The sequence below is a fragment of the Kitasatospora sp. NPDC001547 genome, assembly GCF_042894165.1.
In the GTDB taxonomy this organism is placed as follows: Bacteria; Actinomycetota; Actinomycetes; order Streptomycetales; family Streptomycetaceae; genus Kitasatospora.
Genome location: NZ_JBIAVL010000001.1, coordinates 515,245 through 537,445 on the forward strand (window position 1 = coordinate 515,245; position 22,201 = coordinate 537,445).

General features: G+C 74.2%; 20 protein-coding genes. 11 read left to right on the forward strand and 9 right to left on the reverse strand.

The genetic code is table 11. The features are described from left to right. Window positions 1-31 precede the first annotated feature (31 nt). Window positions 32-652, forward strand: a complete 621-nt coding sequence (locus ACFY0X_RS02025; protein WP_387747763.1) for a TetR/AcrR family transcriptional regulator — start codon at window positions 32-34, stop codon at window positions 650-652. Between the two features lie 148 nt (window positions 653-800). Then, a complete protein-coding gene (locus tag ACFY0X_RS02030) occupies window positions 801-3,296 on the forward strand; it encodes a SpoIIE family protein phosphatase (protein WP_387747765.1) in 2,496 nt (831 codons plus the stop codon). A gap of 147 nt (window positions 3,297-3,443) precedes the next feature. Here the strand turns inward: ACFY0X_RS02030 and ACFY0X_RS02035 are convergent, their stop codons facing one another. The 6 genes from ACFY0X_RS02035 to ACFY0X_RS02060 form a co-directional block, all read right to left on the reverse strand. Beyond that, a complete protein-coding gene (locus ACFY0X_RS02035) occupies window positions 3,444-5,027 on the reverse strand; it encodes an MFS transporter (RefSeq protein ID WP_387747767.1) in 1,584 nt (527 codons plus the stop codon). Beyond that, window positions 5,024-5,728 carry a TetR/AcrR family transcriptional regulator gene (locus ACFY0X_RS02040; RefSeq protein ID WP_387747769.1) on the reverse strand — a complete coding sequence of 235 codons (705 nt, stop codon included), beginning with the start codon at window positions 5,726-5,728 and terminating at the stop codon, window positions 5,024-5,026. Before ACFY0X_RS02040 ends, ACFY0X_RS02035 begins: the two co-directional genes overlap by 4 nt. Before the next feature lie 149 nt (window positions 5,729-5,877). Then, complete coding sequence (locus ACFY0X_RS02045; protein ID WP_387747771.1) at window positions 5,878-6,270, reverse strand: cell division protein SepF; 393 nt, start codon at window positions 6,268-6,270, stop codon at window positions 5,878-5,880. Between the two features lie 282 nt (window positions 6,271-6,552). After that, a complete protein-coding gene (locus ACFY0X_RS02050) occupies window positions 6,553-7,068 on the reverse strand; it encodes a DinB family protein (RefSeq protein ID WP_387747773.1) in 516 nt (171 codons plus the stop codon). 160 nt (window positions 7,069-7,228) lie between these two features. Then, complete coding sequence (locus ACFY0X_RS02055; RefSeq protein WP_387747775.1) at window positions 7,229-7,969, reverse strand: TVP38/TMEM64 family protein; 741 nt, start codon at window positions 7,967-7,969, stop codon at window positions 7,229-7,231. A 139-nt stretch (window positions 7,970-8,108) separates the two neighbouring features. Next, window positions 8,109-8,645 (reverse strand): CGNR zinc finger domain-containing protein, encoded by a 537-nt coding sequence (locus ACFY0X_RS02060; protein WP_387747777.1) that lies wholly within the window; start codon window positions 8,643-8,645, stop codon window positions 8,109-8,111. A 250-nt stretch (window positions 8,646-8,895) separates the two neighbouring features. Here ACFY0X_RS02060 and ACFY0X_RS02065 point away from each other — a divergent pair, with 250 nt between their 5' ends. Further along, complete coding sequence (locus ACFY0X_RS02065; protein WP_387747779.1) at window positions 8,896-10,194, forward strand: MFS transporter; 1,299 nt, start codon at window positions 8,896-8,898, stop codon at window positions 10,192-10,194. A 79-nt stretch (window positions 10,195-10,273) separates the two neighbouring features. Here the strand turns inward: ACFY0X_RS02065 and ACFY0X_RS02070 are convergent, their stop codons facing one another. Next, window positions 10,274-11,044 carry a dienelactone hydrolase family protein gene (locus ACFY0X_RS02070; RefSeq protein ID WP_387747781.1) on the reverse strand — a complete coding sequence of 257 codons (771 nt, stop codon included), beginning with the start codon at window positions 11,042-11,044 and terminating at the stop codon, window positions 10,274-10,276. A 94-nt stretch (window positions 11,045-11,138) separates the two neighbouring features. Next, window positions 11,139-12,380, reverse strand: coding sequence for an MFS transporter (locus ACFY0X_RS02075; RefSeq protein ID WP_387747783.1), 1,242 nt, complete (start codon window positions 12,378-12,380; stop codon window positions 11,139-11,141). A 109-nt stretch (window positions 12,381-12,489) separates the two neighbouring features. On the opposite strand from ACFY0X_RS02075, the gene ACFY0X_RS02080 reads away from it, so the two are divergent. The 3 genes from ACFY0X_RS02080 (at window position 12,490) to ACFY0X_RS02090 (ending at window position 14,710) form a co-directional block, all read left to right on the forward strand. After that, a complete protein-coding gene (locus tag ACFY0X_RS02080) occupies window positions 12,490-13,674 on the forward strand; it encodes an ROK family transcriptional regulator (protein ID WP_387747785.1) in 1,185 nt (394 codons plus the stop codon). A gap of 101 nt (window positions 13,675-13,775) precedes the next feature. After that, window positions 13,776-14,192, forward strand: coding sequence for a molybdopterin-binding protein (locus ACFY0X_RS02085; protein ID WP_387747787.1), 417 nt, complete (start codon window positions 13,776-13,778; stop codon window positions 14,190-14,192). A 71-nt stretch (window positions 14,193-14,263) separates the two neighbouring features. Beyond that, complete coding sequence (locus ACFY0X_RS02090; protein ID WP_387747789.1) at window positions 14,264-14,710, forward strand: hypothetical protein; 447 nt, start codon at window positions 14,264-14,266, stop codon at window positions 14,708-14,710. A 33-nt stretch (window positions 14,711-14,743) separates the two neighbouring features. Here ACFY0X_RS02090 and ACFY0X_RS02095 read toward each other — a convergent pair whose 3' ends face one another. After that, window positions 14,744-15,964 carry an RNA-guided endonuclease InsQ/TnpB family protein gene (locus ACFY0X_RS02095; protein WP_387747791.1) on the reverse strand — a complete coding sequence of 407 codons (1,221 nt, stop codon included), beginning with the start codon at window positions 15,962-15,964 and terminating at the stop codon, window positions 14,744-14,746. A gap of 157 nt (window positions 15,965-16,121) precedes the next feature. Here ACFY0X_RS02095 and ACFY0X_RS02100 point away from each other — a divergent pair, with 157 nt between their 5' ends. The 5 genes from ACFY0X_RS02100 to ctaD all read left to right on the forward strand — a co-directional run bounded on the left by ACFY0X_RS02100 (window position 16,122) and on the right by ctaD (window position 22,112). Continuing rightward, entirely contained in the window at window positions 16,122-16,826 is a 705-nt protein-coding gene (locus ACFY0X_RS02100) for a glycerophosphodiester phosphodiesterase (protein WP_387747793.1), read from the forward strand. After that, the gene (locus tag ACFY0X_RS02105; RefSeq protein WP_387747795.1) at window positions 16,823-17,920 is read left to right on the forward strand and encodes a winged helix DNA-binding domain-containing protein; all 1,098 of its coding nucleotides are present in this window, start codon (window positions 16,823-16,825) and stop codon (window positions 17,918-17,920) included. The genes ACFY0X_RS02100 and ACFY0X_RS02105 overlap by 4 nt, the downstream gene beginning before the upstream one ends. Before the next feature lie 99 nt (window positions 17,921-18,019). After that, on the forward strand, window positions 18,020-19,129 hold the full coding sequence (locus ACFY0X_RS02110) for an AI-2E family transporter (RefSeq protein ID WP_387747797.1): 1,110 nt from the start codon (window positions 18,020-18,022) through the stop codon (window positions 19,127-19,129). Window positions 19,130-19,186: 57 nt separating this feature from the next. Beyond that, window positions 19,187-20,074, forward strand: a complete 888-nt coding sequence (locus ACFY0X_RS02115; protein WP_387747799.1) for a virginiamycin B lyase — start codon at window positions 19,187-19,189, stop codon at window positions 20,072-20,074. Window positions 20,075-20,423: 349 nt separating this feature from the next. Continuing rightward, complete coding sequence (ctaD, locus tag ACFY0X_RS02120; protein WP_387748063.1) at window positions 20,424-22,112, forward strand: cytochrome c oxidase subunit I; 1,689 nt, start codon at window positions 20,424-20,426, stop codon at window positions 22,110-22,112. The last annotated feature ends 89 nt before the right edge of the window (window positions 22,113-22,201 follow it).

Below are 22,201 nucleotides of genomic sequence, written 5' to 3' on the forward strand. Positions count from 1 at the left end.
GCCCCGACCGGAACAGGAACCGCCCGCCGCCATGACCAGCCACCCCGCCGTCCGCACCCCGCAGCAGGACCGCAGCCGAGCGACCAGGGCCCGGCTGCTCGCGGCGGCCGTGGACTGCCTGGCCGAGCTCGGCTGGCACGGCTCCACCGTCGCCGTCGTCGCCGAGCGGGCCGGGGTCTCCCGGGGCGCGGCCCAGCACCACTTCCCGACCCGCGAGGACCTCTTCACCGCGGCCGTCGAGCACGTCACCGCCGAGCGGCTGGCCGCCGTCCGCGCCCACGCGGACGAGCTGCCGGCCGCCGGGCCGGACCGCACCGGGGCCGTGGTCGACATGATCGTGCGGCTCTACACCGGCCCGCTGTTCCGCGCCGCCCTGCACCTGTGGACCGCCGCCGCCACCGAGGAGGCGCTGCGTGAGCGGATCATCGCCCTGGAGGGCCACGTCGGCCGGGAGGCCCACCGGGCCGCCGTGGAGTTCCTGGACGCCGACGAGAGCCGCCCCGGAGTGCGCGAATCGGTGCAGGCCACGCTGGACCTCGCCCGCGGACTGGGCCTCGCCAACCTGCTCACCGACGACAGCCACCGACGTTCCGGAGTGATCCGGCAGTGGGCGGGCGTTCTGGAGAGTACGCTGCGGCCGGTACGCCCATGACGCCCGTACACCCGGAGCGGCCGGACGCCCCCTGACCAAGGGGTCGCCGGGCGGCCGATGTCCGTGCAGTCTGGAGAAGAACCCCGGCCGGCGCGGACCGCGAGGCCCATCCGGCCGGGCACGAGCCGAACCGGGGTGCTGCCTGATCATGCACGGACACGAGTGGGACGCGACCGACGCCGCCGACCCGGCACCGGGCGGCACCCAGGTGCGCCCCGAGGACGCCCGCTCCGAGGGCGAACGGCCCACCGGCCACCGGCTCGTCCCGCTCGCGACGGCGCTGCTCCAGGGCGACGGACTGATCCTGCACTGGAGCGAGGACGCCGAGGCCCTGCTCGGGTACCCCGCCGAGGAGGCCGTCGGCAGCTACGCCGCCCAGCTGCTCACCGACGAGTCCGACCGCGCCGAGGTGCTCGGCCTCTTCCAGCGGATCATGAGCGGCACCGGGTGGTCCGGCGTCTTCCCGGTGCGCCACCGCGACGGCCACACGGTCGACCTGGAGTTCCGCACCTACCCGATCGCCGGCCCGGCCGGCACCCTGCTGCTGCTCGCCACCGCCTCCGACACCCGCGCCCTGCACGCCGTCGAGGCCGACCTCGCGGTGCTGGACGGCATCTTCGGCCGCTCGCCGATCGGCATGGCCGTCTACGACACCGAGCTGCGCTACATCCGGATCAACGAGGCGCTGGCCCGGATGAACGGGGTGCCCGTCGCCGCCCACCTCGGCCGCCGGATATCCGCCGTACTGCCCGGCATCAACAGCGTCGAGATCGAGCAGATCATGCGCCAGGTGCTGAAGACCGGCAAGCCGGTGGTGGACGCCCGCTCGCACGGCAGGGTCCCCGGCGACCCCAAGCGGGACCGCGCCTGGTCCGCCTCCTACTTCCGGCTGGAGGACTCCACCGGCCGGATCTTCGGGGTCTGCTCCTCGATCATCGACGTGACCGAGCGCTTCCAGGCCGAGGCCCGCGCCGCCCGCGCCCAGGAGCGGCTCGCCACCATCGCCGAGGCGACCGCCCGGATCGGCACCACCCTCGACCTCCAGCGCACCGCCGAGGAGCTGATCGAGGCCGTCGTCCCCCGGTTCGCCGACTTCGCCACCGTCGACCTGCTGGAGCCGGTGCTGCGCGGCGCCGAACCCGCCGCGATCCCCTCCGACCGCAACATCAAGCTGCGCGCCGTCGCCGTCGGGGAGTCCTACGAGAGCGGCCTCGCGCACGCCGTGGACGTGGTCGGCGAGACCTCCGAGTACGCCCCCGACCGCAGCTACGTCCAGTGCCTGCGCAGCGGGAAGCCGCTGCTGCGCGCCCACGTGGACGAGGAGGCGCTGCGCGGACTGGTGGCCAGCGAGGACCGGGTGGCCCCCGGGATGGCGGCGGGCATCCACTCGTACCTGATGGTGCCGATCACCGCCCGGGGCATGGTGCTCGGCGGCTCCGAGTTCATCCGGATGCGCAACCCCGAGCCGTTCACCGCCGCCGACGTCGCCCTCGCCGAGGAACTCGTCGCCCGCACCGCGCTGGCCCTCGACAACGCCCGGCTCTACCGCCGCGAGCGGGAGACCGCGCTCACCCTCCAGCGCAGCCTGCTGCCGCAGGAGGTGCACCGCACCCTCGGCCTGGAGATCGCCTACCGCTACCTGCCCAGCAGCGTGGTCAGCGAGGTCGGCGGCGACTGGTTCGACGTGGTGCCGCTGTCCTGCGGGCGGGTCGCCCTGGTGGTCGGCGACGTCATGGGCCACGGCATCCGGGCCGCCGCCACGATGGGCCAGCTGCGCACCGTCGCCCGGACCCTCGCCACCCTCGACATGCCGCCCGAGCAGGTCCTCACCCGGCTGGACGAGACCGCCTCCGGGATCGGCGAGGGCCAGTTCGCCACCTGCATCTGCGCGGTGTACGACCCGCTGGAGCGCACCGTCCAGGTCGCCTCGGCCGGGCACCTGCCGCCGGTCCGGGTCGCCCCCGACGGCACCGCGTCCGTCGTGGAGGTGCCGCCCGGGGTGCCGCTGGGCGTCGGCGGGGTGGCCTTCGAGTCGATCGAGTTCGGCATCCCCGAGGGCGGCATGGTCGCGCTCTACACCGACGGCCTGGTCGAGCGGCGCGGCCAGGACCTGGACGCCGGGATCGACCTGCTCGCCCGTACCCTGGCCGGCCCCGGCCGGACCCTGGAGGAGAGCTGCGACGCCGTCCTCGGGGCGCTGGTCACCGACGGCACCGAGGACGACATCGCGATGATCATGGCCCGGGTGCTGCCGCTGCCCGCCGACCGGATAGCCACCCTGCCGCTGTCCGGCGGCGGCCGGGTGCCCGGCAAGGCCCGCCGCTTCACCCGCGCCACCCTGGAGGCCTGGGGCCTGTCGACGCTCACCGACTACGCGGAGCTGCTGGTCAGCGAACTGGTCACGAACGCCCTGCTGCACGCCGACGCCCCGCGCCGGCTGCGGCTGTTCCGCGACCGGGTGCTCACCGTGGAGGTCTCCGACGCGGGCGGGCAGACCCCGCAGCTGCGCCCGTTCGCCGAGCAGGACGAGGGCGGCCGCGGGATGTTCCTGGTCAGCGAGCTGGCGCAGCGCTGGGGCAGCCGGCTGACCCGGGACGGCAAGGTGGTCTGGGCGGAGCTGGAACTGCCCTTCGGGACCCTGTAGGGAACGCTCGCCGCACGGACGACAACGGCCCTCGCAGGCACGAGAACGGCCCTCGCAGGCACGAGAACGGCCCTCGCAAGCACGAGAACGGCCGTTCCCCTGGGGGAAACGGCCGTTCTCGTTGTTCTCGCCGACGCGTCCGAGCCGCTACGCGTCGACCTTCGGCTGGGCGGCCGGCACGGCGACCACGTCCGCCGCGTCCGTTCCCGCGCCGGTCCCCGTCCCGGCCTTCGGGTCGGACAGCCCGCGCAGCAGCCGCCAGGCCATCACGGCCGCACCGACCAGCAGCGCGGCGGCCAGCAGCCCGGCGCTGTTCATGCCGTGGACGAAGGAGTCGCGGGCGCTCGCCAGCAGCGGCTGGGCGAGCTCCGGCGCCAGCCCCTGCGCCGTCTCGACGGCCGATCCCAGCGATTCGCCGGCCCGGGCGGCGGCCGCCGGGTCCGTCCCGGCCGGGACCGCCAGCCCGTTCGCGTAGACCGAGCCGACCACCGAGCCCACCAGCGCGATGCCGAGCGCGGTGCCCAGCTCGTACGCCGTCTCCGAGACCGCCGAGGCGGCGCCGGCCCGGTCGGCGGGCGCGGCGCCCAGCACCAGGTCGGCGCCGAGCGTGTAGACCACGCCCTCGGCCGTCCCGACCAACAGGAAGGAGGCGGCCAGCAGCAGGTAGGTGGTGTCCTGCGCCAGCCAGCCGAGCGCGCCCACGCCCAGCCCCATCGCCAGCAGGCAGGCCGTCAGCGCCCTGCGGGCGCCGAAGCGCCGGGCGATCCGGGCGGTCAGCAGACCGCCGACCACGGAGCCCGCGAAGGCCGGCAGCTCGGCCAGGCCCGCCTGGAGCGGCTGGTAGCCGCGGACCAGCTGGAGGTACTGCGAGACCACGAAGATCACGCCGGAGAGCCCGACCAGGGAGATCAGCGACGCCGAGACGGCCGCCGTGAACCGCCGGTCGCGGAACAGCCGGACGTCGAGCAGCGGGGACTCCAGCCGCAGCTGGCGGCGGACGAAGACGAACAGCGCGGCGGCGCCCAGCAGGAAGGCGGCCGGTACGTCCCAGCGGTCCACGCCGTGCGCGGCGGCCTCCTTGACGGCGTACACCACGCCGATCACCCCGGCCATCGACAGCAGCACGCTGAGTACGTCCCAGCGGCCCGGCGCCGGGTCCTTGGACTCCGGCAGCAGCCAGGCGCCGGACACCAGCAGCAGGACCAGCACCGGGATGTTCAGCAGGAACACCGAACCCCACCAGAAGTGCTCCAGCAGCACCCCGCCGACCACCGGCCCGAGGGCGGCGCCGGCGGTGGCGGCCGCACCCCAGATGCCGATCGCCGTGGCCCGCTCCCGGTCGTCCGGGAAGAGGCCGCGGATCAGCGAGAGCGTGGAGGGCATGATGGTCGCCCCCGCCACGCCGAGCAGCGCGCGGGCCAGGATCAGCCAGCCGGCGCTGGGCGCGTAGGCGGCCAGCAGCGAGGCGGCGCCGAAGGCGGCGGACCCCACCAGCAGCAGCTTCTTGCGGCCGATCCGGTCGCTCAGGGCGCCCATGCTGACCAGCAGGCCGGCCAGCACGAAGGAGTAGGAGTCGCCGATCCAGAGCAGCTGGGTGCCGCTGGGGCGCAGCGTCTCGCTGATCGACGGGATGGCGAGGGAGAGGACGGTCGCGTCCAGGGCGACCACGGTCACGGCCAGGACGAGGACGGCGAGGCCGGTCCAGCGCTGGCGGGCGGTCAGGGTGCTCATGGTTTATCGGTGTCCGGCCTGTGGTCGGCGGTACTGGGGGAGGTGGTGCCGTGCGGGGTGGAGCCGTGGGTGGTGGTGCCGTGGGTGGTGGTGACGTGCGGCGCGGCGCCGGGGGCGGTCGTGCTCCCGGCGGAGGCGGCAGCGGCGGTGCGGGCGTCCGGTCTGCGCAGCGCGCCGCCGAGGAACAGCTCGGCGAGCGAGAACGCGGCGTCGCGCGGGGCGAGCCGGCCGTCCTGGATGGCCCAGCCGACGCCGGCCACCAGGTCGAAGAAGGCCTCGCTCAGCCAGGCGGCGCTCAGCTCGATCCGGAACGCGCCCTGCTGCTGGCCGCGCAGGAAGAGCGCGTGCAGCCGGGCGATCTGGACCTCCCAGAGGTCGTTGATGTCGTCGTTCTCGTAGAGCTGGTTCTCGCCGGCCAGGAAGGCGCAGAGCATGGCGTCCGGGACGGAGGCGTCCACCAGGCGGCGCAGCGCGGCCTCGGCGTCGCCCCGCTCGACCTCGGCGGTGTCCAGTGCGGCGGCGAACCGGCGCAGCCCGAGCAGGCCGACCTCGCGGATCAGCGCCTCGCGGCCCGGGAAGAGCCGGTGCAGCGTGGCGCGGCTGATGCCGGCGGCGCGCGCGATCTCGTCCAGGTGGGCGGTGGGGCGGCGGGAGAGCACGCCGACGGCGGCTTCCAGGACGGTGTCGCGATCGGTGGCCATGAGTCGAGTCTAGGTCATGTGAGACATGGATGTCTCATTCTTTTGTTCCGTCTCTCATGCGAGACGCGGCGCCCCGGCCGCCGGGCACGCAAAAAACCGGGGACGGTGGGTACCGTCCCCGGTCTCGGCCGGGCTCCGGGCCTGTCGGCTCAGCTCTGGTTGTAGAAGCCGGTGTCGTCCATCGGGCGGTCGATCACCATGACCTCGACGTCGGCCGGGGTGAGCAGGAAGACCCTCCGGGCGATCCGCTCGATGCCGCCCCGGGTGCCGAAGATCAGCCCGGAGGCGAAGTCGACCATGCGCTTGGCCTCGGCCTCCTCCATCTCGGTGAGGTCCATGACCACCGGGATGCTCGCCCGGATGTGCTCACCGACCGTCCGGGCCGCCTCGAAGCCCGTCGGCCGCAGGGAGACGATCTTCGTGGGCGCGGGGGCGGTCGGAACCGTCTCCTGGTCGACCCACTCGTCGTCGTACACCGCGGCCGGGTAGTTCCCCGAGGGCATCAGCCACCCGTTGTGGTGCTCGTCGCGAAGTGCTCCCATGCCGCGCCTCCCTGCCTCGTCCCGTCCTGGTCCCCCGGGGTCGCGTGCCGTTCTTGACACGTCATCCACTCGTCGGAACTGTCCGAGTATCGCACTGTTCACCGGTCCCGTGCCCGCTCGCAACCCCCGTACGAGTCGTGCCGCGCCGGAAACCCGGGCGAACCCGGGCACTCCCATGGACGCGGCACAGCGCCGTACGGTTGCGCGCGTTGACCTTATCGGTCGCGGTCACTGCGCAATTGACCTTCTGTCAACAATGCGGGAACGATTTCACCCGTCGCGTCACTCCCCGGTCGAACCGTCGATCAATTCGCGCAGAAGATCCGCGTGGCCGTTGTGTCGCGCGTACTCCTCGATCATGTGGGTGAGGATCCAGCGGAGCGTCACCGGCTCGCCGTGGCGCAGCTTCTTGGCGACGGTGTCCAGCGGCAGGCCGGCGGTGGCCCGGCGGGCCGCCTCGACCTCGGCGCGCCAGGTGGCGAAGTCGGCCGCCACGTCGGCGGTGTCGACGCCGTCGAAGTCGCCGTCCTCGCTCTCGTCGGTCCAGAAGTGCCAGGCGGTGATCTCCCGGCCGGGCAGCATGGACCGGAACCAGTGCTGCTCCACGTCGGCCATGTGCCGGACCAGGCCGAGCAGCGAGAGCTTGGACGGCGGGGCGGAGCGCAGCCGCAGCTGGTCGTCGGTCAGGCCCTCGCACTTCCGCGCGAGGGTGTCGCGGTGGTAGTCGAGGAAGGCGATCAGGGTGGCGGCCTCGTCGGCCGTCGTCGGCGGGTCCACCCGCGGGTCGAGTTCGGTCATGCCCGCCATCCTGGCGTCTGGTGGTGCACGGGCGCGAATGATTTAGCCCGGACCTGCCCGTTTCCGCCCTGTCCGGCTCCGTCCCCCTGCCCGTCTCCGCCTCGTCCGGCTTCGCCCCGCCCGTCTCGGCCCGGCGGGCGGTTCGGCCGGTTAGGGCGGCTCAGCCGGCCGTCGCCCGGCGGCGGGTCCGGGCCGTCCGCCAGAGCCCCACCACGCTGCCCAGGACCAGCAGCGCGATCACCCCCGCCGACAGCAGGAAGGCCGCCGAGCCCGGCCGGCCCGCACTCGCCGCCGCCGTGACGTACACCGCGGTGGTCGGCACCACGCCGATCGCGGTGGCCAGGACGAACGGCAGGAAGCGGACCCCGGAGAAGGCCGCGCCGTAGTTGGCCGCCTGGAACGGCATGCCGGGCAGCAGCCGCAGCACCAGCACGCTGCGGAAACCCTGCTCGGTGAACCGCCGGTCCAGCGCCCCGAGCACCTTCCCGCGCAGGTACGGGCGCAGCGCCTCGCGGCCGAGGCCCCGGCCGAGCCCGAAGGCCAGGGCGGCGCCCACCGTGGTGCCGAGCACCGACAGCAGCACGCCCTGCTGGATGCCGAGCAGCAGCCCGGCCGCCGCGTTCAGCGCGGGGCGGGGCACGAAGGCGAGCGTGCCCACCGCGTAGACCAGGGCGAACAGCGGGCCGAACCAGTACCCGGGCATCCGGTCCGCCAGGCCGCCGGAGAGCAGGTCCGTCGGGCTCCAGAGCAACAGCGACCCGGCCGCCGCCGCGAGCACCGCCACCAGCAGCGCGAACCGCCACCACGGAGAGCGCGGCGAGGCGACGGGCTGCGGCGCCGCGGCGGGGGCCTGCGGCGGCACGGCGGGCGGCGCGGGGACGGCGGCATCGGGCTCGAACACCGCCCGAGCCTAACCGGTACCCGGCCGCGCCCCGCTTCCCGGCCCCGACCGCCGGCGGGGGCATGAGTCCCACCACGGGTCGTCGCGCCGGGTGCCGGTCGGGCGCGCCGGCCGGTCCCCGGGTGACGCCCCCCGGGGATCAGGCGCGAGCCGGGTCCGCCGCCGACCGCGTCGCGCGGTGGCGGCGGACCGCGTCCCGGTTGGCGCACCGTTGGGAGCAGTAGCGCTGGCGGCCGGTGCGCGTGGTGTCGGCGTAGATGGTGGTGCACCCGGCGACGGCGCACCGGCCGAGCCGGTGCATGCCGCGCCCCACCAGGTGGAACGCCGTGCCCACGGCGATCAGCGAGGACAGCACGGCGGCGAACGGCAGGCGGTCGTCGCGGTAGTGGAGGTGCCAGCCGCCGGAGTGGTCGGTCAGCCGGGGGTGGGACGCGCCGGCGGCCAGCATCCGGTTGAGCCGCTCGGCCCGCTCGCCTTCGGTGGCCGCGTCGACGACTCCCTCCCAGGTGTCCAGGAGGGCGAGGGTGTGCGCCAGGTCGGCCTGCGGCACCGGCCCGTCGATCACCAGCCCAGCGGCTCGGCAGCGGTCCGTCAGGTCTTCGACGGTCTGCGGACGTCGGTTGGCCAGCTCGGCGGCGAGCTTCACGGCGTCCCCGCCGTAAGGGTTGAGATGCATAAGACCATGACACCAGGCTGGGCGGCATGAGTCACCACCCCCGTCACCGCCGGAGGTCCGGCCCGGCCTGCCGGCCGGTCACCGCCCGGGCACATCCCCGAACCGATCGATCGACCGCCGTGCCCGCCAAAGAAGTTGACGATCACCCGGAACTCGGGACGCGGGTTCCCGCCCTCGACGGCGCGGCCCCGGTCCCAGTCCCGGTCTCGTCCCCGGCGTCCCCGGCGTCCCCGGCCCCGGACCGGTGCCGGTGAGCGGCCGCACCGCGACCAGGGTCCGGAACGACCGCGGGCGCGCCGCTCCCGCCGGGCGGTACCGCTGGACGATCCTCGGCATCGCCACCTTCGCCCAGGCGACCTCCTGCTTCTTCGTGCAGGGCATCGGAGCGATGGCCGTCGACCTGCAACGCTCACTGGACATCGGCACCGGCCAGCTCGGACTGCTCCTGTCCTCCTCCCAACTCGTCCCCCTGGTAGGCCTGTTGGTGGCCGGCGAGCTGCTGGACCGGCACAACGAGCGCTGGGTCGTCGGCATCGGCGCCGCCGTGGTCGCCGGAGGCCTGCTCCTCGGCAGCCTGGCGCAGGGGTACGCCTCCCTGCTGGCCGTGCTGCTGGTCGTCGGCGCCGGGTACAGCACGGCGCAGCCCGGGGGCAGCAAGTCGGTCGCCGCCTGGTTCGCCCCCGCGCAGCGCGGGCTGGCGATGGGCGTGCGGCAGGCCGGACTGCCACTGGGTGCGGCGGTCGCCGCCGCCGTCCTGCCGGCCGTGGCCGCGGCGTACGGGTGGCGGATGGCCCTGGTGGTGGGCGGGCTCGCGGCACTCACGGGAGCCGTGGTCTTCATGGCCCTCTACCGGAGGCCGCCCGCCGCCGCCGTCGCGGTCGTTCCGGTCGCCGACCCCGGCCGGACGCGGTCCGACCTCCGGGAGGGGGCCCCGTCCGCCGCGCCGCGCTCCCGGCTGCGGATGCTGCGGGAACCGGCCATGGTGAGGATCCTGCTGTCCGGCACGAGCATGGTGGCGGTGCACGGCGGCGTCGGCCTCCTGGGCGCGCTGTACCTGCACGACGTGACGCGCCTGGGCGCCGGTCCGACGGCCGCCGTCCTGGTGGCCGCTCAGGTGGCGGGTGCGACCGGCCGGATCGGCCTGGCCGCCTGGAGCGACCGCAGCCGCGGCGGACGGTACCGGCCCGTCCTGGTCAGCATGGGCGCGGTGGTGGCGGGCCTGACGGTGCTGATGACGCCGGCGGGCCAGTCCCCACCGGTGGCCGCCCTGGTGTTCACCTGGCTCGGCTTCTTCGGGATCGGCTGGTACGGCCCCTGGGTCGCCCACCTGGCGGAGTCCGCCCCGCCGGGCCGGACCGGCTTCGCGCTCGGCCTGGTCATGGCCGTCAACCAGCTGGCCGTCATCCTGGTCCCGCCCGCACTCGGGCTGCTCCGCGACACCACGCACAGCTTCACCCCGGCCTGGGCGGCCCTCGCGGGCACCACGGCCCTGACCCTCGTGGCGACCGCGAGCGGCGACCGGCACCGGCGCAGGAGCGGTTCGCCGTGAGCCTCCGGCCTCCGCCGTCCGGCGGCTCTCGGCCGGGGAGCCGCTGAACAGCGCCGCCCGGGTTCGGTGCGGCCCCGGTTCAGCGCGGCCCGGCGAGGAACGCCAGCAGGCGCCGCCACGAGTCCCGGGCCGCGTCGGCGTGCTCGACGGCGGCGCTCTCGAAGAAGTTGTGCGGTGCGCCCGGGTAGCGGACGAACTCGTGCGGGCAGCCGGCCGCGGTGAGCGCCGCGTCGAAGGCGTCGACGGTGCCGGCCGGGATGTGCTCGTCGGCGCCGCCCCAGAAGGCGAGGACCGGGGCGGTCAGCTCCCCGGCCAGCTGGGTGGGCCCCGGGGCGCCGTGGAGGGCGTCCGGGTAGCCGTAGTAGCCGACCGCGCCGGCCAGGCCGAAGCGCGGGGCGGCGGTGCGGAAGGCCTGCCGGCCGCCGAAGCAGAAGCCGAGCGCGACCACCTCGGCGGGCCCGACCGCGCGCAGCCGTTCCAGCGCGGCGGTGATGTCGTCGTCCAGTCCCCCGGGGGTGAGCGCGAGCAGGTGGGGGAGCAGGCCCGGCATTTCGCCGAATTCCGCCGGGCGCTTTTCCGGGAAGGCCCCGGCGGTGCGGCCGTAATAGTCGAGGACGAGGGCCGGGTGGCCCTGTTCGGCGAGCCGGGCGGCGGTCTGCCGGTAGAACGCGGAAAGGCCCTTGTTGTCCGGCAGGACGAGCACGCCGGGCCCGGTGGCGACCTCGGGGCGGGCCAGGAAGGCGCCGAAGCGGGTGCCGTCGGCCGAGGTCAGGGTGAGCGGGGCGGCCTCGGCCGGCGGCCACCGGGCGGGGCTGAAGGCGGGCGGGGCGGCATTCGGGTCGTAGCACACGGGGAATTCCTCTCGTGGAACGCGAGAACCGCCGGGCGCGGTGTGCGCCCGGCGGTTCGAGACCTTAGCGGGGAATTCCCTCGGGAATTCACCATCATATCGCGGAGAGATCTTTTCCGGAAGGCTTTTCCGGTGACATTGCGGTCACGTTCCCGTCGCCGGAGTTCCGTTCGGCCAGCTTCAGCGCCCCGGCGCTCAGCAGCAGGGCGCAGGCGAGCGCGGTGACCAGGGTGAAGGAGACGGTCAGCGAGGTGGCCTGGGCGAGGGCGCCGATGACCGCGGGGGCGATCAGGCCGGAGGTGTAGGTGACGGTGGCGACGCCCGCGATGGCCTGGCTGGGGTTGGTGCCGATCCGGCCGGCCGCGGCGAAGGCGAGCGGGACGATCACCGCGATGCCGACGCCGATGAGGGCGAACCCGGGGATGGCCAGCGCCGGGCTGTCCGCGGCGACCACCAGCAGGCCGCCGGCGGTGGCGACGGCGCCGCCGATGCGGGTGGTGCGGACGGCGCCGAGGCGGCGGATCGCGGCGTCCCCGGCGAGCCGGCTGACCGCCATGGTGAGCGAGAAGGCGGTGTACGAGGCGGCGGCGACGGTGGCCGAGGCGCCGGTGACGTCCCGCAGGTAGACGCCGCTCCAGTCCATCGAGGCGCCCTCGGCGAAGACCGCGCAGAAGCCGACCAGCCCGATCACCAGCGAGCTGCGCGGCGGCAGTGCGAACCGGGGCGGCTCCTCCGCGCCCTCGTGCGCCCGGATGTCGGGCAGGGCGCGGCAGACGGGCTGGGCGAGGGCGAGCAGGATCAGCGCGGTGACGGCCAGCTGGAGCCGGGCGTCCAGCTCCAGGTGGGCGGCGAGGATGCCGAAGGGGGAGGCCAGCAGGCCGCCGGCACTCCACATCCCGTGCAGTCCGGACATGATCGAGCGCCCGAGCCGTTCCTCGATCTCCACGCCCTGGGCGTTCATCGCGACGTCCGCCATCCCGGCCGTGGCGCCGTACACCAGCAAGGCGGCGCACAGCGCGGGCAGCGAGGGGGCGAGCGCGGGCAGGGCGAGGGCCAGGCACCAGAGCGAGATCAGCCCGCGCACCGCCGCCCGGCCGCCGTAGCGGTGCACGAAGCGGCCGGCCAGCGGCATGGCGAGGGAGGAGCCGATGGCGGGCATGACCAGGGCCAGGCCGAGCTGGCCGGCGGAGAGGTCGAGGCGGTCCTGGATCCACGGGATGCGGGTGACGAAGCTGCCGCTGACGGCCCCGTGCACGCAGAAGACCAGGGCGATGCCCGCCCGGGCCCGGCGCGGGGCGGTCAGCGGCTCCGGCGGTGGTGCGGTGGTCCCGCTCATTCGGTGTTCCCTCCCGGTCGCGCGACGAGGGGCGCGACAGTGCCCTGTGACGGTGGATAAATTATCAGGAAGGGACCCTGATAGAAATGCTCTGGAAGGATGATCTGCCATGACCATCGCGCGTACGGCCACGCCGAGCACCGCCCGGGCGATCAACGACCGGCTGGCACTCAACCTGCTGCTCGAACAGGGCCCCCTGACCGCGACCGAGCTGCGCGACCTCACCGGCCTGTCCCGGCCGACCGTCGCCGACCTGCTCGAACGCCTCCAGCGCACCGGCCTGGTGGCCGTCGTCGGCGAGCGCGGCGAACAGCGGCGCGGCCCCAACGCCCGGCTCTACGCGCTGGTCGCGTCCCGGGCCCACCTGGCCGCCTTCGACGTCCGCTCCGGCGGCGTCAGCCTGGTCGTCGCCGACCTGGCCGGGCGCAGCCTCGCCACCGCCGAGGTCCCGGTCGAGGGCGACGGCGGCCCGGAGACCGCCGGCGCCGTCGTCGCCGCCCTGCGGGAGACCGCCCGCGGCGCCGGCGTCGAACGGCTGCACACCGTCGCCGTCGGCGCCCCCGGGCTGGTCGACCCGGCCACCGGACGGCTGCAGAGCACCGGCAAGCTCCCCGCCTGGCACGCCGAACTCCTCGCCGCGCTGCGGGACCTGCCCGGCACCGAGGTGATCCTCGAGAACGAGGTCAACCTGGCCGGGCGGGCCGAGTACCGGGTCGGCGCCGCTCGCGACCGCGACACCTTCGTCCTGATGTGGCTCGGCCACAGCGTCGGCGCCGCCGTGATCCTGGACGGGCGGCTGCGCCGGGGCTTCTCCGGCGGCACCGGCGAGATCTGCTTCCTGCCCGTCCCCGGCACCGTCGGCCTGCCCAGCGCCGACAGCTGCGAGGGCGGCTTCCACGGACTGGTCGGCAGCGCCGCGATCTGCGCGCTGGCCCGCGCCCACGGACTGCCGGCGGACCCGGCGGACGACGCCCCCGCCGCCGAGGCCGTCGTCCGGGCCGCGCTGTCGGCCGGCGCGGCGGGCGACGGCTTCCTGGACGAGCTGGCCGAGCGGATCGCGATCGGCGCGGCCGGCGTCTGCGTGGTGCTGGACCCCGGCTGCGTGGTGCTCGGCGGCGAGACCGGCCGGGCCGGCGGACCGGAGCTGGCCCGGCGGGTCGAACGGCGGCTGGCCCGGCTCTCCCCGCTCAGCACCGAGGTGCGGGCCGGCACGGCGGGCGGCGGCGCGGTGCTCGCCGGGGCGGTGCTCACCGCCGGGGACGCGGTGCGGCGCGACCTCTTCGGCGAGCCGTAGCGCCGGTCCGCCGCCCTCGGGTGATCACCCGCGCCGCCGGTACGGCAGGATGGCGCGGGGGCACCCGTCCCCGGATCCCGAACCACGGTCAGGAGACGCACATGGGCCAGCCCGAGGTGCCGGCCAACCCGTACCGCATCGGCGAGGCCGCGGCGCTGCTCGGCGTCAGCGCCGACACCATGCGGCGCTGGGTGGACGCCGGGCGGGTCGCCGCCGCGCGGGACGAGAACGGGCACCGGATCATCCCGGGCGCCGAACTCGCCGCCTTCGCCCGGGAGCTGGCCCGGCCGGAGAACGCCGAGGCGGAGGGCCGGCCGTCCTCGGCCCGCAACCGCTTCCCGGGGATCGTCACCCACGTGGTGCTCGGCGACGTGGCCGCGCAGGTGGAGATCCAGGCCGGGCCGTTCCGGGTGGTGTCGCTGATCAGCCGGGAGTCGGCGGAGGAGCTGAAGCTGGTCCCCGGCGCACCCGCCACGGCGGTCGTCAAGTCCACCAACGTGATGGTCGAACTGCGCTAGGGCGTGTCTGACAATTCCCTAGCCCTCCCCGCACGAGCCGCCCGAGTCCCGGAACCGAAGGAGAGGCCCGGATGCCGCCCCCGCACCTGCCGACCACCCAGAGCGCCGTGCTCGCGATCGAGGCCGTGGCCGGCCGGCACGGCCGCACCGTCCGCGCCGAGCACGACATCGGCCGCGACCGGACCTTCGCCGGGCTGGTCGGTCCGGACGGCCCGGCGGACGAGCCGGCCGGCCTCCCGCACGAGGCGCTGCTGGAGTTCGACGGCCGCCCCGCCGTCACCGTCCGGCTGTTCACCCACGACGAGGTCACCGTGACCGTCGAGGGCGTCCCCTTCGACGTCGACCGCGACCGCGTCCCCGGCTTCCTGAACGCCGTCTGGTCCGACCTGGTGCACGTCCGGGCGCGCACCTTCCCGCCGTCCACCACGCTGATCGTCACCGTCCCCGGGGAGCCGAGCTACCGCGAGGACGTCGGCGTCCACAGCCTCACCCCCTGGCTCACCCGAAGGATCCGTTGACTTCCTCCCTCTCCCGAAGGAGGGGGAGTCCCCTCAGCCTCGCGGCTGAGCCGCTGCGCGTGTGTGCTGCGGTCGGGAGGTTTCCTGCTTCACCGACGACTGCCCGCCCGGAGTGCTCCGTTGAGGTCTTACACCGTCTCCACAGGCTGCAACCGCCAGTCCGGCGGCCAGGATGTTCTTGGCCGCGTTCACGTCCCGATCATGGGTCGTCCCGCAGCCACACGTCCACTCGCGGACGTTCAGCGGCATACTGCCTCGCAGGGTGCCGCAAGCCGAGCACAGCTTGGACGAGGGAAACCAGCGGTCGATCACGACCAGGTCCCGCCCGTACCACCGCGCCTTGTACTCCAGCATGGTTCGCAACTCGGCCCAGCTCGCGTCGCTGATGGCGCGGGCGAGCTTGTGGTTGGCGAGCATGTTGCGGACCGACAGGTCCTCGATCACGACCGTTTGGTTCTCACGGACGAGTCGAGTGGTGAGCTTGTGCAGGAAGTCCCCGCGCCGATCGGCGATCCGGGCATGGATGCGGGCGACCTTGCGCCGGGCCTTCTCGCGGTTGTTCGAGCCCTTGGCCTTGCGGGCATGGTCCCGCTGCGCCTTGGCCAGGCGCTCACGGTCCTTGCGCTCATGGCCCAGGTTGGCGATCTTCTCGCCGGTGGAAAGCGTTGCCAGGCTGGTGATTCCGAGATCGATCCCTACCGCCGTGTCAAGCCCGGGCAGCGGCTTGATGCCGGGGTCGTCGACCAGTATCGAGACGAACCACCGGCCGACGGCATCCCGGGAGACGGTGACCGTCGACGGCGACGACCCTTCGGGCAACGGGCGCGACCACACGATGTCCAGGGGCTCCGCCATCTTCGCCAGCGTCAGTCCGCCATTTCGGTAGCGGAACGCGCTGGTGGTGTACTCGGCGCTGTCGCGGGACTTCTTCTTCGACTTGAAGCTCGGGTACTTCGCTCGCCTGGCGAAGAAGTTGGTGAAGCCGGTCTGCAGGTGCCGCAATGTCTGCTGCAACGGCACCGACGACACCTCGTCGAGGAACGCCAGCTCCTGGGTCCTCTTCCAAGCGGTGAGCATGGCCGATGTCTGGTTGTAGGTAATGCGCTCCCGGCGCAGCGCCCACGCCTCAGTCCTGGCCTGCAAAGCCAGGTTGTAGACCTTTCGCACACACCCGAACGTGCGCGACAGTTCAGCTGCCTGCGCATCGGACGGGTAGAAGCGGAACTTGTACGCCCTCTTCACGTGAGTGGTCATCGCTCACACCGTATCGCCTGGGCCTGTGGGTGTGTGACGGATCATCATTTTCCAGCTGCCGGACCGCCTTGATGGTGGCGTGGCTATCCCGTATCCCGCCACGCGGGAAGTCCAATTCCTCCCCGGCCTGAAGCCGGGGCTTCCTTGGAGGCCTCCGATGAACGCCGCAGCCAAGCCGCTCGCCGTCGCCCACCGCGGCGACCCGTACCGGTTCCGCGAGAACACCCTGCCCTCCGTCGAGTCCGCGCTCGCCGCCGGGGCGGACGCCGTCGAGGTGGACGTCCGGCTCACCCGCGACCGGGTGCCCGTGCTGCTGCACGACCGCACCCTGGAGCGGCTGTGGGGCGACCCGCGCCCGATCGACCGGGTCACCGCCGACCAGCTGGCGGAGCTGCGGCACGGCCCGCTCGCCGTCCCCACCCTCGCCGAGGCGGTCAAGGCGGTGGCCGCCGTCGACGGCCGCCGGCTGCTGATCGACCTGGACGACGCAGCGCCGGCCGCCGCCACCTGGTCGGTGGTCACCGCGCTCGGCGCCGAACGGGCGGTCGCCTTCTGCGGCCCCGCCGCCGCCATGCTCGCCGTGCGCGAGCTGAGCCCGGACGCCGAGCTCGCGCTCACCTGGAAGCAGCCCCGGATGCCCGTGCGCGCCCTGCTGGACGACCTGCGCCCGCGCTACCTCAACCCGCCGTTCGGGCTGGTCACCCCCGAGTTCACCGCCGCCGCGACGGACGAGGGACTCGCCGTCTCCACCTGGACCGCCGACCTGCGCCGCACCATGCGCCGACTGCGCGGGAGCGGCGTCGCCTCCATCACCTCCAACCGGATCGGCGTCCTGCGCTCGGTGCTGGACGGCCGCCGGTGACCGGCCCGGTCCTCGGGCGGCGGGCGCTCGGCCGGGCCCTGCTGGCCCGCCAGCACCTGCTCGCCCGCACTGACCAGCCGCCCGCCGCCGTCATCCACCACCTCGGCGGACTCCAGGCCCAGGCCGCGCCCCAGCCGCCCTACCTCGGCCTGCTCGCCCGGCTCGACGGCTTCACGCCCGAGCGGCTGAGCACGCTGCTGGAGCAGCGGGCCGCGGTCCGGATCGCCCTCCACCGCGGCACCATCCACCTGGTCACCGCCGAGGACTGCCGGACACTGCGCCCGCTCCTCCAGCCGATGCTGGACCAGGCGCTGCGCACCACCTACGGCAAGCGGCTCGCCGGGCTGGACCTGGACGCGCTGGCCGCCGAGGCCCGCGCCCTGGTCGAGGCGGAGCCGCGCACCTTCCAGCAGCTCGGCGCGCTGCTCGCGCAGAGCCGGCCGGACCGCGACCCGGCCGCCCTCGCCCAGGCCGCCCGCTGCCGGCTGCCGCTGGTGCAGGTCCCACCGCGCGGGCTGTGGGGGCGCGGCGGCCCGGCCGCCCACACCACCGCCGAAGCCTGGCTCGGCCGACCGCTCGATCCGTCGCCCGACCCGGACGGCCTGGTGCTGCGCCATCTCGCCGCCTTCGGCCCGGCCTCCGCGGCGGACCTGCGCCAGTGGTGCGGCCTGGCCGGCCTCGCCCCGGTGCTGCGGCGGCTCGCTCCGCGGCTCCTGGCCTTCCGCGACGAGCGGGGCCGGCAGCTCTACGACCTGCCCGAGGCGCCCCGCCCCGACCCGGACACCCCGGCGCCGGTACGGCTGGTCGCGCCCTTCGACAACCTGCTGCTCTCGCACGCCGACCGCACCCGGGTGCTGCCCGAGGAGCACCGGGGCCGGGTGATGACCCGCAACGGCATCGTGCCCGGGACGCTGCTGGTGGACGGGCTGGTCGCCGGCACCTGGCGGCTGACCGGCGAACGCGAGGTGGACGTCGTACCGTTCGCGCCGCTGGGGCGGGCCGACCGGCAGGCGGCGGAAGCCGAGGCGCGGCGGGTGCTGGCGTTCGCGGGGGCGGGCGAGGACGGCGTGGTGCGGTTCCAGGCGCCCGGGTAGTCCGTTCGGGTACTCCCGGCAGGTCCGCCGCGCGGGCCGTCGGAACCTCTGCTGAGCTGGGGCGGTCCGGAATCCCCGACGACCCCGGCGGAGGTGGCCGTGTCCGTGGAGCGCGAGCCCGGCGAGCAGCGGCCGCCGGACCACCGCAGGCCGTACCTGATGCTGCCGCCCGCGCTGCGGCAGGCGGCGGCCTGGTCGGTGGCGGTGATCCTGCTGATCGCCGTCGCCTCGCTGGCGGTCTTCGCGCTGGTCGAACTGCGGGCCGCGACCGTGCCGTTCGTCCTGGCGCTGCTCGGCGCCTCGCTGCTCCACCCGGTGGTGCCCTGGCTGGTGCGCAGGGGCGTCGGGCGGGGCCTGGCCGCCGGACTGACCTGCACCGTGCTGGTCTGCGCGGTCGGCGGGGTGCTGGCGCTGCTGGTCAACTCCCTGGTGCACAGCGCCCCGCAGATCGCCTCCTCGCTCCAGGAGGCCGGGGAGCGGCTGGCCGACTGGCTCGGCCCGTTCGGCGCGAAGATCCAGCACGCGCTCAGCAACGCCAAGGGCGAGACCGACTCGCTGGTCTCCACCCTCACCAGCGGGGTGCTCTCCGGGCTGGGCCTGCTCACCCAGCTGATCGCCGGCGGGGTGCTGTCGCTCGCCCTGGTGTTCTTCTTCCTCCGGGACGGCCACCGCACCGGCGACGCCATCCGCTCCTATTTGCCCGAGCGCAGCGCCACGACCGTGATCGCCTGCGCCGAGCGGGCCTTCGCCGCGATGGCCGGGTTCATGCGCGGCACCACCCTGATCGCCCTGATCGACGCGGGCTTCATCACCGTCGGCCTGGTCGCCCTCGGTGTTCCGGGTGCGCCGGGGCTCGGGGCGCTGGTCTTCATGGGCGCCTACATCCCCTTCGTCGGCGCCTTCCTGTCCGGCACGGTGGCGGTGCTGGTGGCCCTCGCCGACGGCGGTCTCGGCACGGCCCTGTGGGCGCTCGGCGTGGTGCTCGCGGTGCAGATGATCGAGGGCAACATCCTCCAACCGGTCATCCAGAGCCGGACGGTGGAGCTGCACCCGGCCACCATCATGGTCGCCGTGGTGGCCGGCTCCGGCATCGCGGGCATCATCGGGGCCCTGCTCGCCGTCCCGGTCTGCGCCGCGGGCATGGGCGTCGTCTCGGTCCTGCGGGGCGACCCGGGACCGGCGGCGGAGAAGTCGGTTGCCGGGGCCTGACCGCTGTGCGAAGATCGCTAATGCGACGAGAGTCGCGATAGCGCTTGGAGGGGTCGCATGGAACTGATCGAGGTCGCCGAGGCGGGGGCCGGGCCGTACGGGGTGGCGGTGGCGCCGGACGGGGGCGTCTGGTTCACGCTGGTGCACAGCGGGCAGGTCGGGCGGCTCGACGCGGGCGGCGGTGTCGAGCTCCACGGCCTCGGGGCGCCCGGATGCGGGCCTTCGGTGATCACGGCGGGGCCGGACGGGGCGATGTGGTTCTGCCGGATGCGGGACCACCGGATCGGGCGGATCGGCGCGGACGGGACGGCGCGCTCGTACGGGGTGCCGACGGCGGACGCCGGGCCGTACGGCATCGCGGCCGGGCCCGACGGGGCGCTCTGGTTCACCGAGCTGAACGCGAACCGGGTCGGGCGGATCACCGTGCGGGGCGAGGTGACGGAGTACCCGCTACCGGTCGAAGGGGCGTTCCCGTCGCTGATCACCGCCGGGCCGGACGGAGCGCTGTGGTGCACGCTCAACCAGGCGGACGCGGTGGCGAGGGTCGCCACCGACGGCGAGGTGACCGTCCATCGGCTGCCCACCGCGGGCACCGCGCCGGTCGGGATCACCGCCGGGGCGGACGGGGCGCTCTGGTACGTCGGGATCGGCGGCGGGCTGGTCGGGCGGATCACCGTGGACGGCGGGGTGACCGAGTTCCCGCTGGCCGACCGCTCGGCCCGGCCGCACGCGATCGCGGCCGGGCCGGACGGCCGGCTCTGGTTCACCGAGTGGGGCGCCGGGCGGATCGGGGTGCTCACCCCGGACGGGCGGCTCGACGGCCACCCGGTCCCGGGCGACGGCGCCGAGCCGCACGGCATCGCGGTCGCCCCGGACGGCACGGTGTACGCGGCGCTGGAGCGCGGGCAGATCGCCCGGCTGGCGCCGGCGCGGCCTGGAGCCTGACGGCCGGTCGGGAGGTCCCGCGCGGGCGGTGCGGAGGCCCCGGGTGCGCGGCCGGTGAGGCCCCGGGCACGCGGTCGGGAGGTCCCGGTCGGGGCCCGGGAACTCGGGCCCAGCGGCCCCGGGCGGGCGGGCCGAAGGGCCCTGGGGTGCGGAGGCGGTCTGTTCGGATCATGGATCGCCACCCATCCGCACGACGTTCCGAAGGAGCGCGTCCTTGAGCGCCACCCAGGCACAGGGCGACCCCACCTCACCGCCGACGGCCCTCCCCGCCGGGGCGGTCAGGCCCAGCAGGCCCGGTTCGGCCCTGGTCAGACTGCTGACCACCACCGACCACAAGACGATCGGCACCATGTACCTGGTGTCCTCGTTCGCGTTCTTCCTGATCGGCGGCATCCTCGCCCTGGTCATGCGCGCCGAACTCGCCCGGCCCGGAACGCAGATCCTCTCCAACGAGCAGTTCAACCAGGCCTTCACCATGCACGGCTCGGTGATGCTGCTGCTGTTCGCGATGCCGCTGTTCACCGGCTTCGCCAACTGGATCATGCCGCTGCAGATCGGCGCCCCGGACGTCGCCTTCCCGCGGCTGAACATGCTGTCCTACTGGCTGTTCATGTTCGGCTCGCTGATCGCCGCGGCCGGTTTCGCGACCCCGCAGGGCGCCGCCGACTTCGGCTGGTTCCTCTACGCGCCGCTGTCCGACGCGATCCACTCGCCCGGCGTCGGCGCCGACATGTGGATCATGGGCGTGACGCTGTCCGGCTTCGGCAGCATCTTCGGGGCCGTCAACTTCATCACCACCATCATCTGCATGCGCGCCCCGGGCATGACGATGTTCCGGATGTCGATCTTCTGCTGGAACGTGCTGCTGACCTCGGTGCTGGTGCTGCTGGTCTTCCCGGTGCTGGCAGCCGCGCTGCTGGCGCTGGAGTGCGACCGCAAGTTCGGCTCGCACGTCTTCGACCCGGCCAACGGCGGGGCGATGCTCTGGCAGCACCTGTTCTGGTTCTTCGGGCACCCCGAGGTGTACATCCTGGCGCTGCCGTTCTTCGGGATCGTCTCCGAGGTCATCCCGGTGTTCAGCCGCAAGCCGATGTTCGGCTACTCCGGCCTGATCGCCGCGACGGTGGCCATCGCGGGCCTGTCGGTGACGGTGTGGGCGCACCACATGTACGTCACCGGGCAGGTCCTGCTGCCGTTCTTCTCCTTCATGACCTTCCTGATCGCCGTGCCGACGGGCGTGAAGTTCTTCAACTGGGTCGGCACCATGTGGAAGGGCTCACTGAGCTTCGAGACCCCGATGCTCTGGACGGTCGGCTTCCTGGTCACCTTCCTGTTCGGCGGCCTGACCGGCGTGCTGCTCGCGGCCCCGCCGATCGACTTCCACGTCTCCGACTCGTACTTCGTGGTCGCGCACTTCCACTACACGCTGTTCGGCACCGTGGTCTACGCGATGTTCGCCGGCTTCCACTTCTGGTGGCCGAAGATGACCGGCAGGAAGCTCGACGAGCGCCTGGGCCGGATCACCTTCTGGACCCTCACCGTCGGCTTCCACTCGACCTTCCTGGTCCAGCACTGGCTGGGCGCCGAGGGCATGCCCCGCCGCTACGCCGACTACCTGGCGTCGGACGGCTTCACCACCCTGAACACCGTCTCCACCATCGGCTCGTTCCTGCTCGGCCTGTCGATCCTGCCGTTCCTCTACAACGTCTGGAAGACCGCCAAGTACGGCGAGAAGGTCACCGTGGACGACCCGTGGGGCTGGGGCCGCTCGCTGGAGTGGGCCACCTCCTGCCCGCCGCCGCGGCACAACTTCGTGAAGCTGCCGCGGATCCGCTCCGAATCCCCGGCCTTCGACCTCCACCACCCGGACATCGCGGCCCGGGACGTGCTGGAGCACAGCGGGGAGCCCGCCAAGCACCTGGAGGGCGTGGAGCCGGCGAAGTACGACCGGCCGCTGAGCCGGGCGGACCGGGCGGCCGCCGCCCTCGCCGCCGAGGCCCCGGCCGCCGGGCCCGCCGACCCGCCGTCGGGCGGCTGAGTTCCGCCGTACCGAACGCCGTCCCCGCCCGCCTCGCCGCCGCCGGGCGGGCGGGGACGGCCCGTCCACTCTCGCCACCCCTTCGTGAC

Bases quoted from the DNA above. Each gene is read 5' to 3' on its own strand.
- ctaD (WP_387748063.1), top strand. From the start codon at position 20,424: ATGTACCTGGTGTCCTCGTTCGCGTTCTTCCTGATCGGCGGCATCCTC.
- ACFY0X_RS02085 (WP_387747787.1), top strand. From the start codon at position 13,776: ATGGGCCAGCCCGAGGTGCCGGCCAACCCGTACCGCATCGGCGAGGCC.
- ACFY0X_RS02075 (WP_387747783.1), bottom strand. From the start codon at position 12,380: ATGAGCGGGACCACCGCACCACCGCCGGAGCCGCTGACCGCCCCGCGC.
- ACFY0X_RS02040 (WP_387747769.1), bottom strand. From the start codon at position 5,728: ATGGCCACCGATCGCGACACCGTCCTGGAAGCCGCCGTCGGCGTGCTC.
- ACFY0X_RS02050 (WP_387747773.1), bottom strand. From the start codon at position 7,068: ATGACCGAACTCGACCCGCGGGTGGACCCGCCGACGACGGCCGACGAG.
- ACFY0X_RS02025 (WP_387747763.1), top strand. From the start codon at position 32: ATGACCAGCCACCCCGCCGTCCGCACCCCGCAGCAGGACCGCAGCCGA.
- ACFY0X_RS02100 (WP_387747793.1), top strand. From the start codon at position 16,122: ATGAACGCCGCAGCCAAGCCGCTCGCCGTCGCCCACCGCGGCGACCCG.
- ACFY0X_RS02115 (WP_387747799.1), top strand. From the start codon at position 19,187: ATGGAACTGATCGAGGTCGCCGAGGCGGGGGCCGGGCCGTACGGGGTG.
- ACFY0X_RS02030 (WP_387747765.1), top strand. From the start codon at position 801: ATGCACGGACACGAGTGGGACGCGACCGACGCCGCCGACCCGGCACCG.
- ACFY0X_RS02045 (WP_387747771.1), bottom strand. From the start codon at position 6,270: ATGGGAGCACTTCGCGACGAGCACCACAACGGGTGGCTGATGCCCTCG.
- ACFY0X_RS02090 (WP_387747789.1), top strand. From the start codon at position 14,264: ATGCCGCCCCCGCACCTGCCGACCACCCAGAGCGCCGTGCTCGCGATC.
- ACFY0X_RS02080 (WP_387747785.1), top strand. From the start codon at position 12,490: ATGACCATCGCGCGTACGGCCACGCCGAGCACCGCCCGGGCGATCAAC.
- ACFY0X_RS02060 (WP_387747777.1), bottom strand. From the start codon at position 8,645: ATGCATCTCAACCCTTACGGCGGGGACGCCGTGAAGCTCGCCGCCGAG.
- ACFY0X_RS02095 (WP_387747791.1), bottom strand. From the start codon at position 15,964: ATGACCACTCACGTGAAGAGGGCGTACAAGTTCCGCTTCTACCCGTCC.
- ACFY0X_RS02035 (WP_387747767.1), bottom strand. From the start codon at position 5,027: ATGAGCACCCTGACCGCCCGCCAGCGCTGGACCGGCCTCGCCGTCCTC.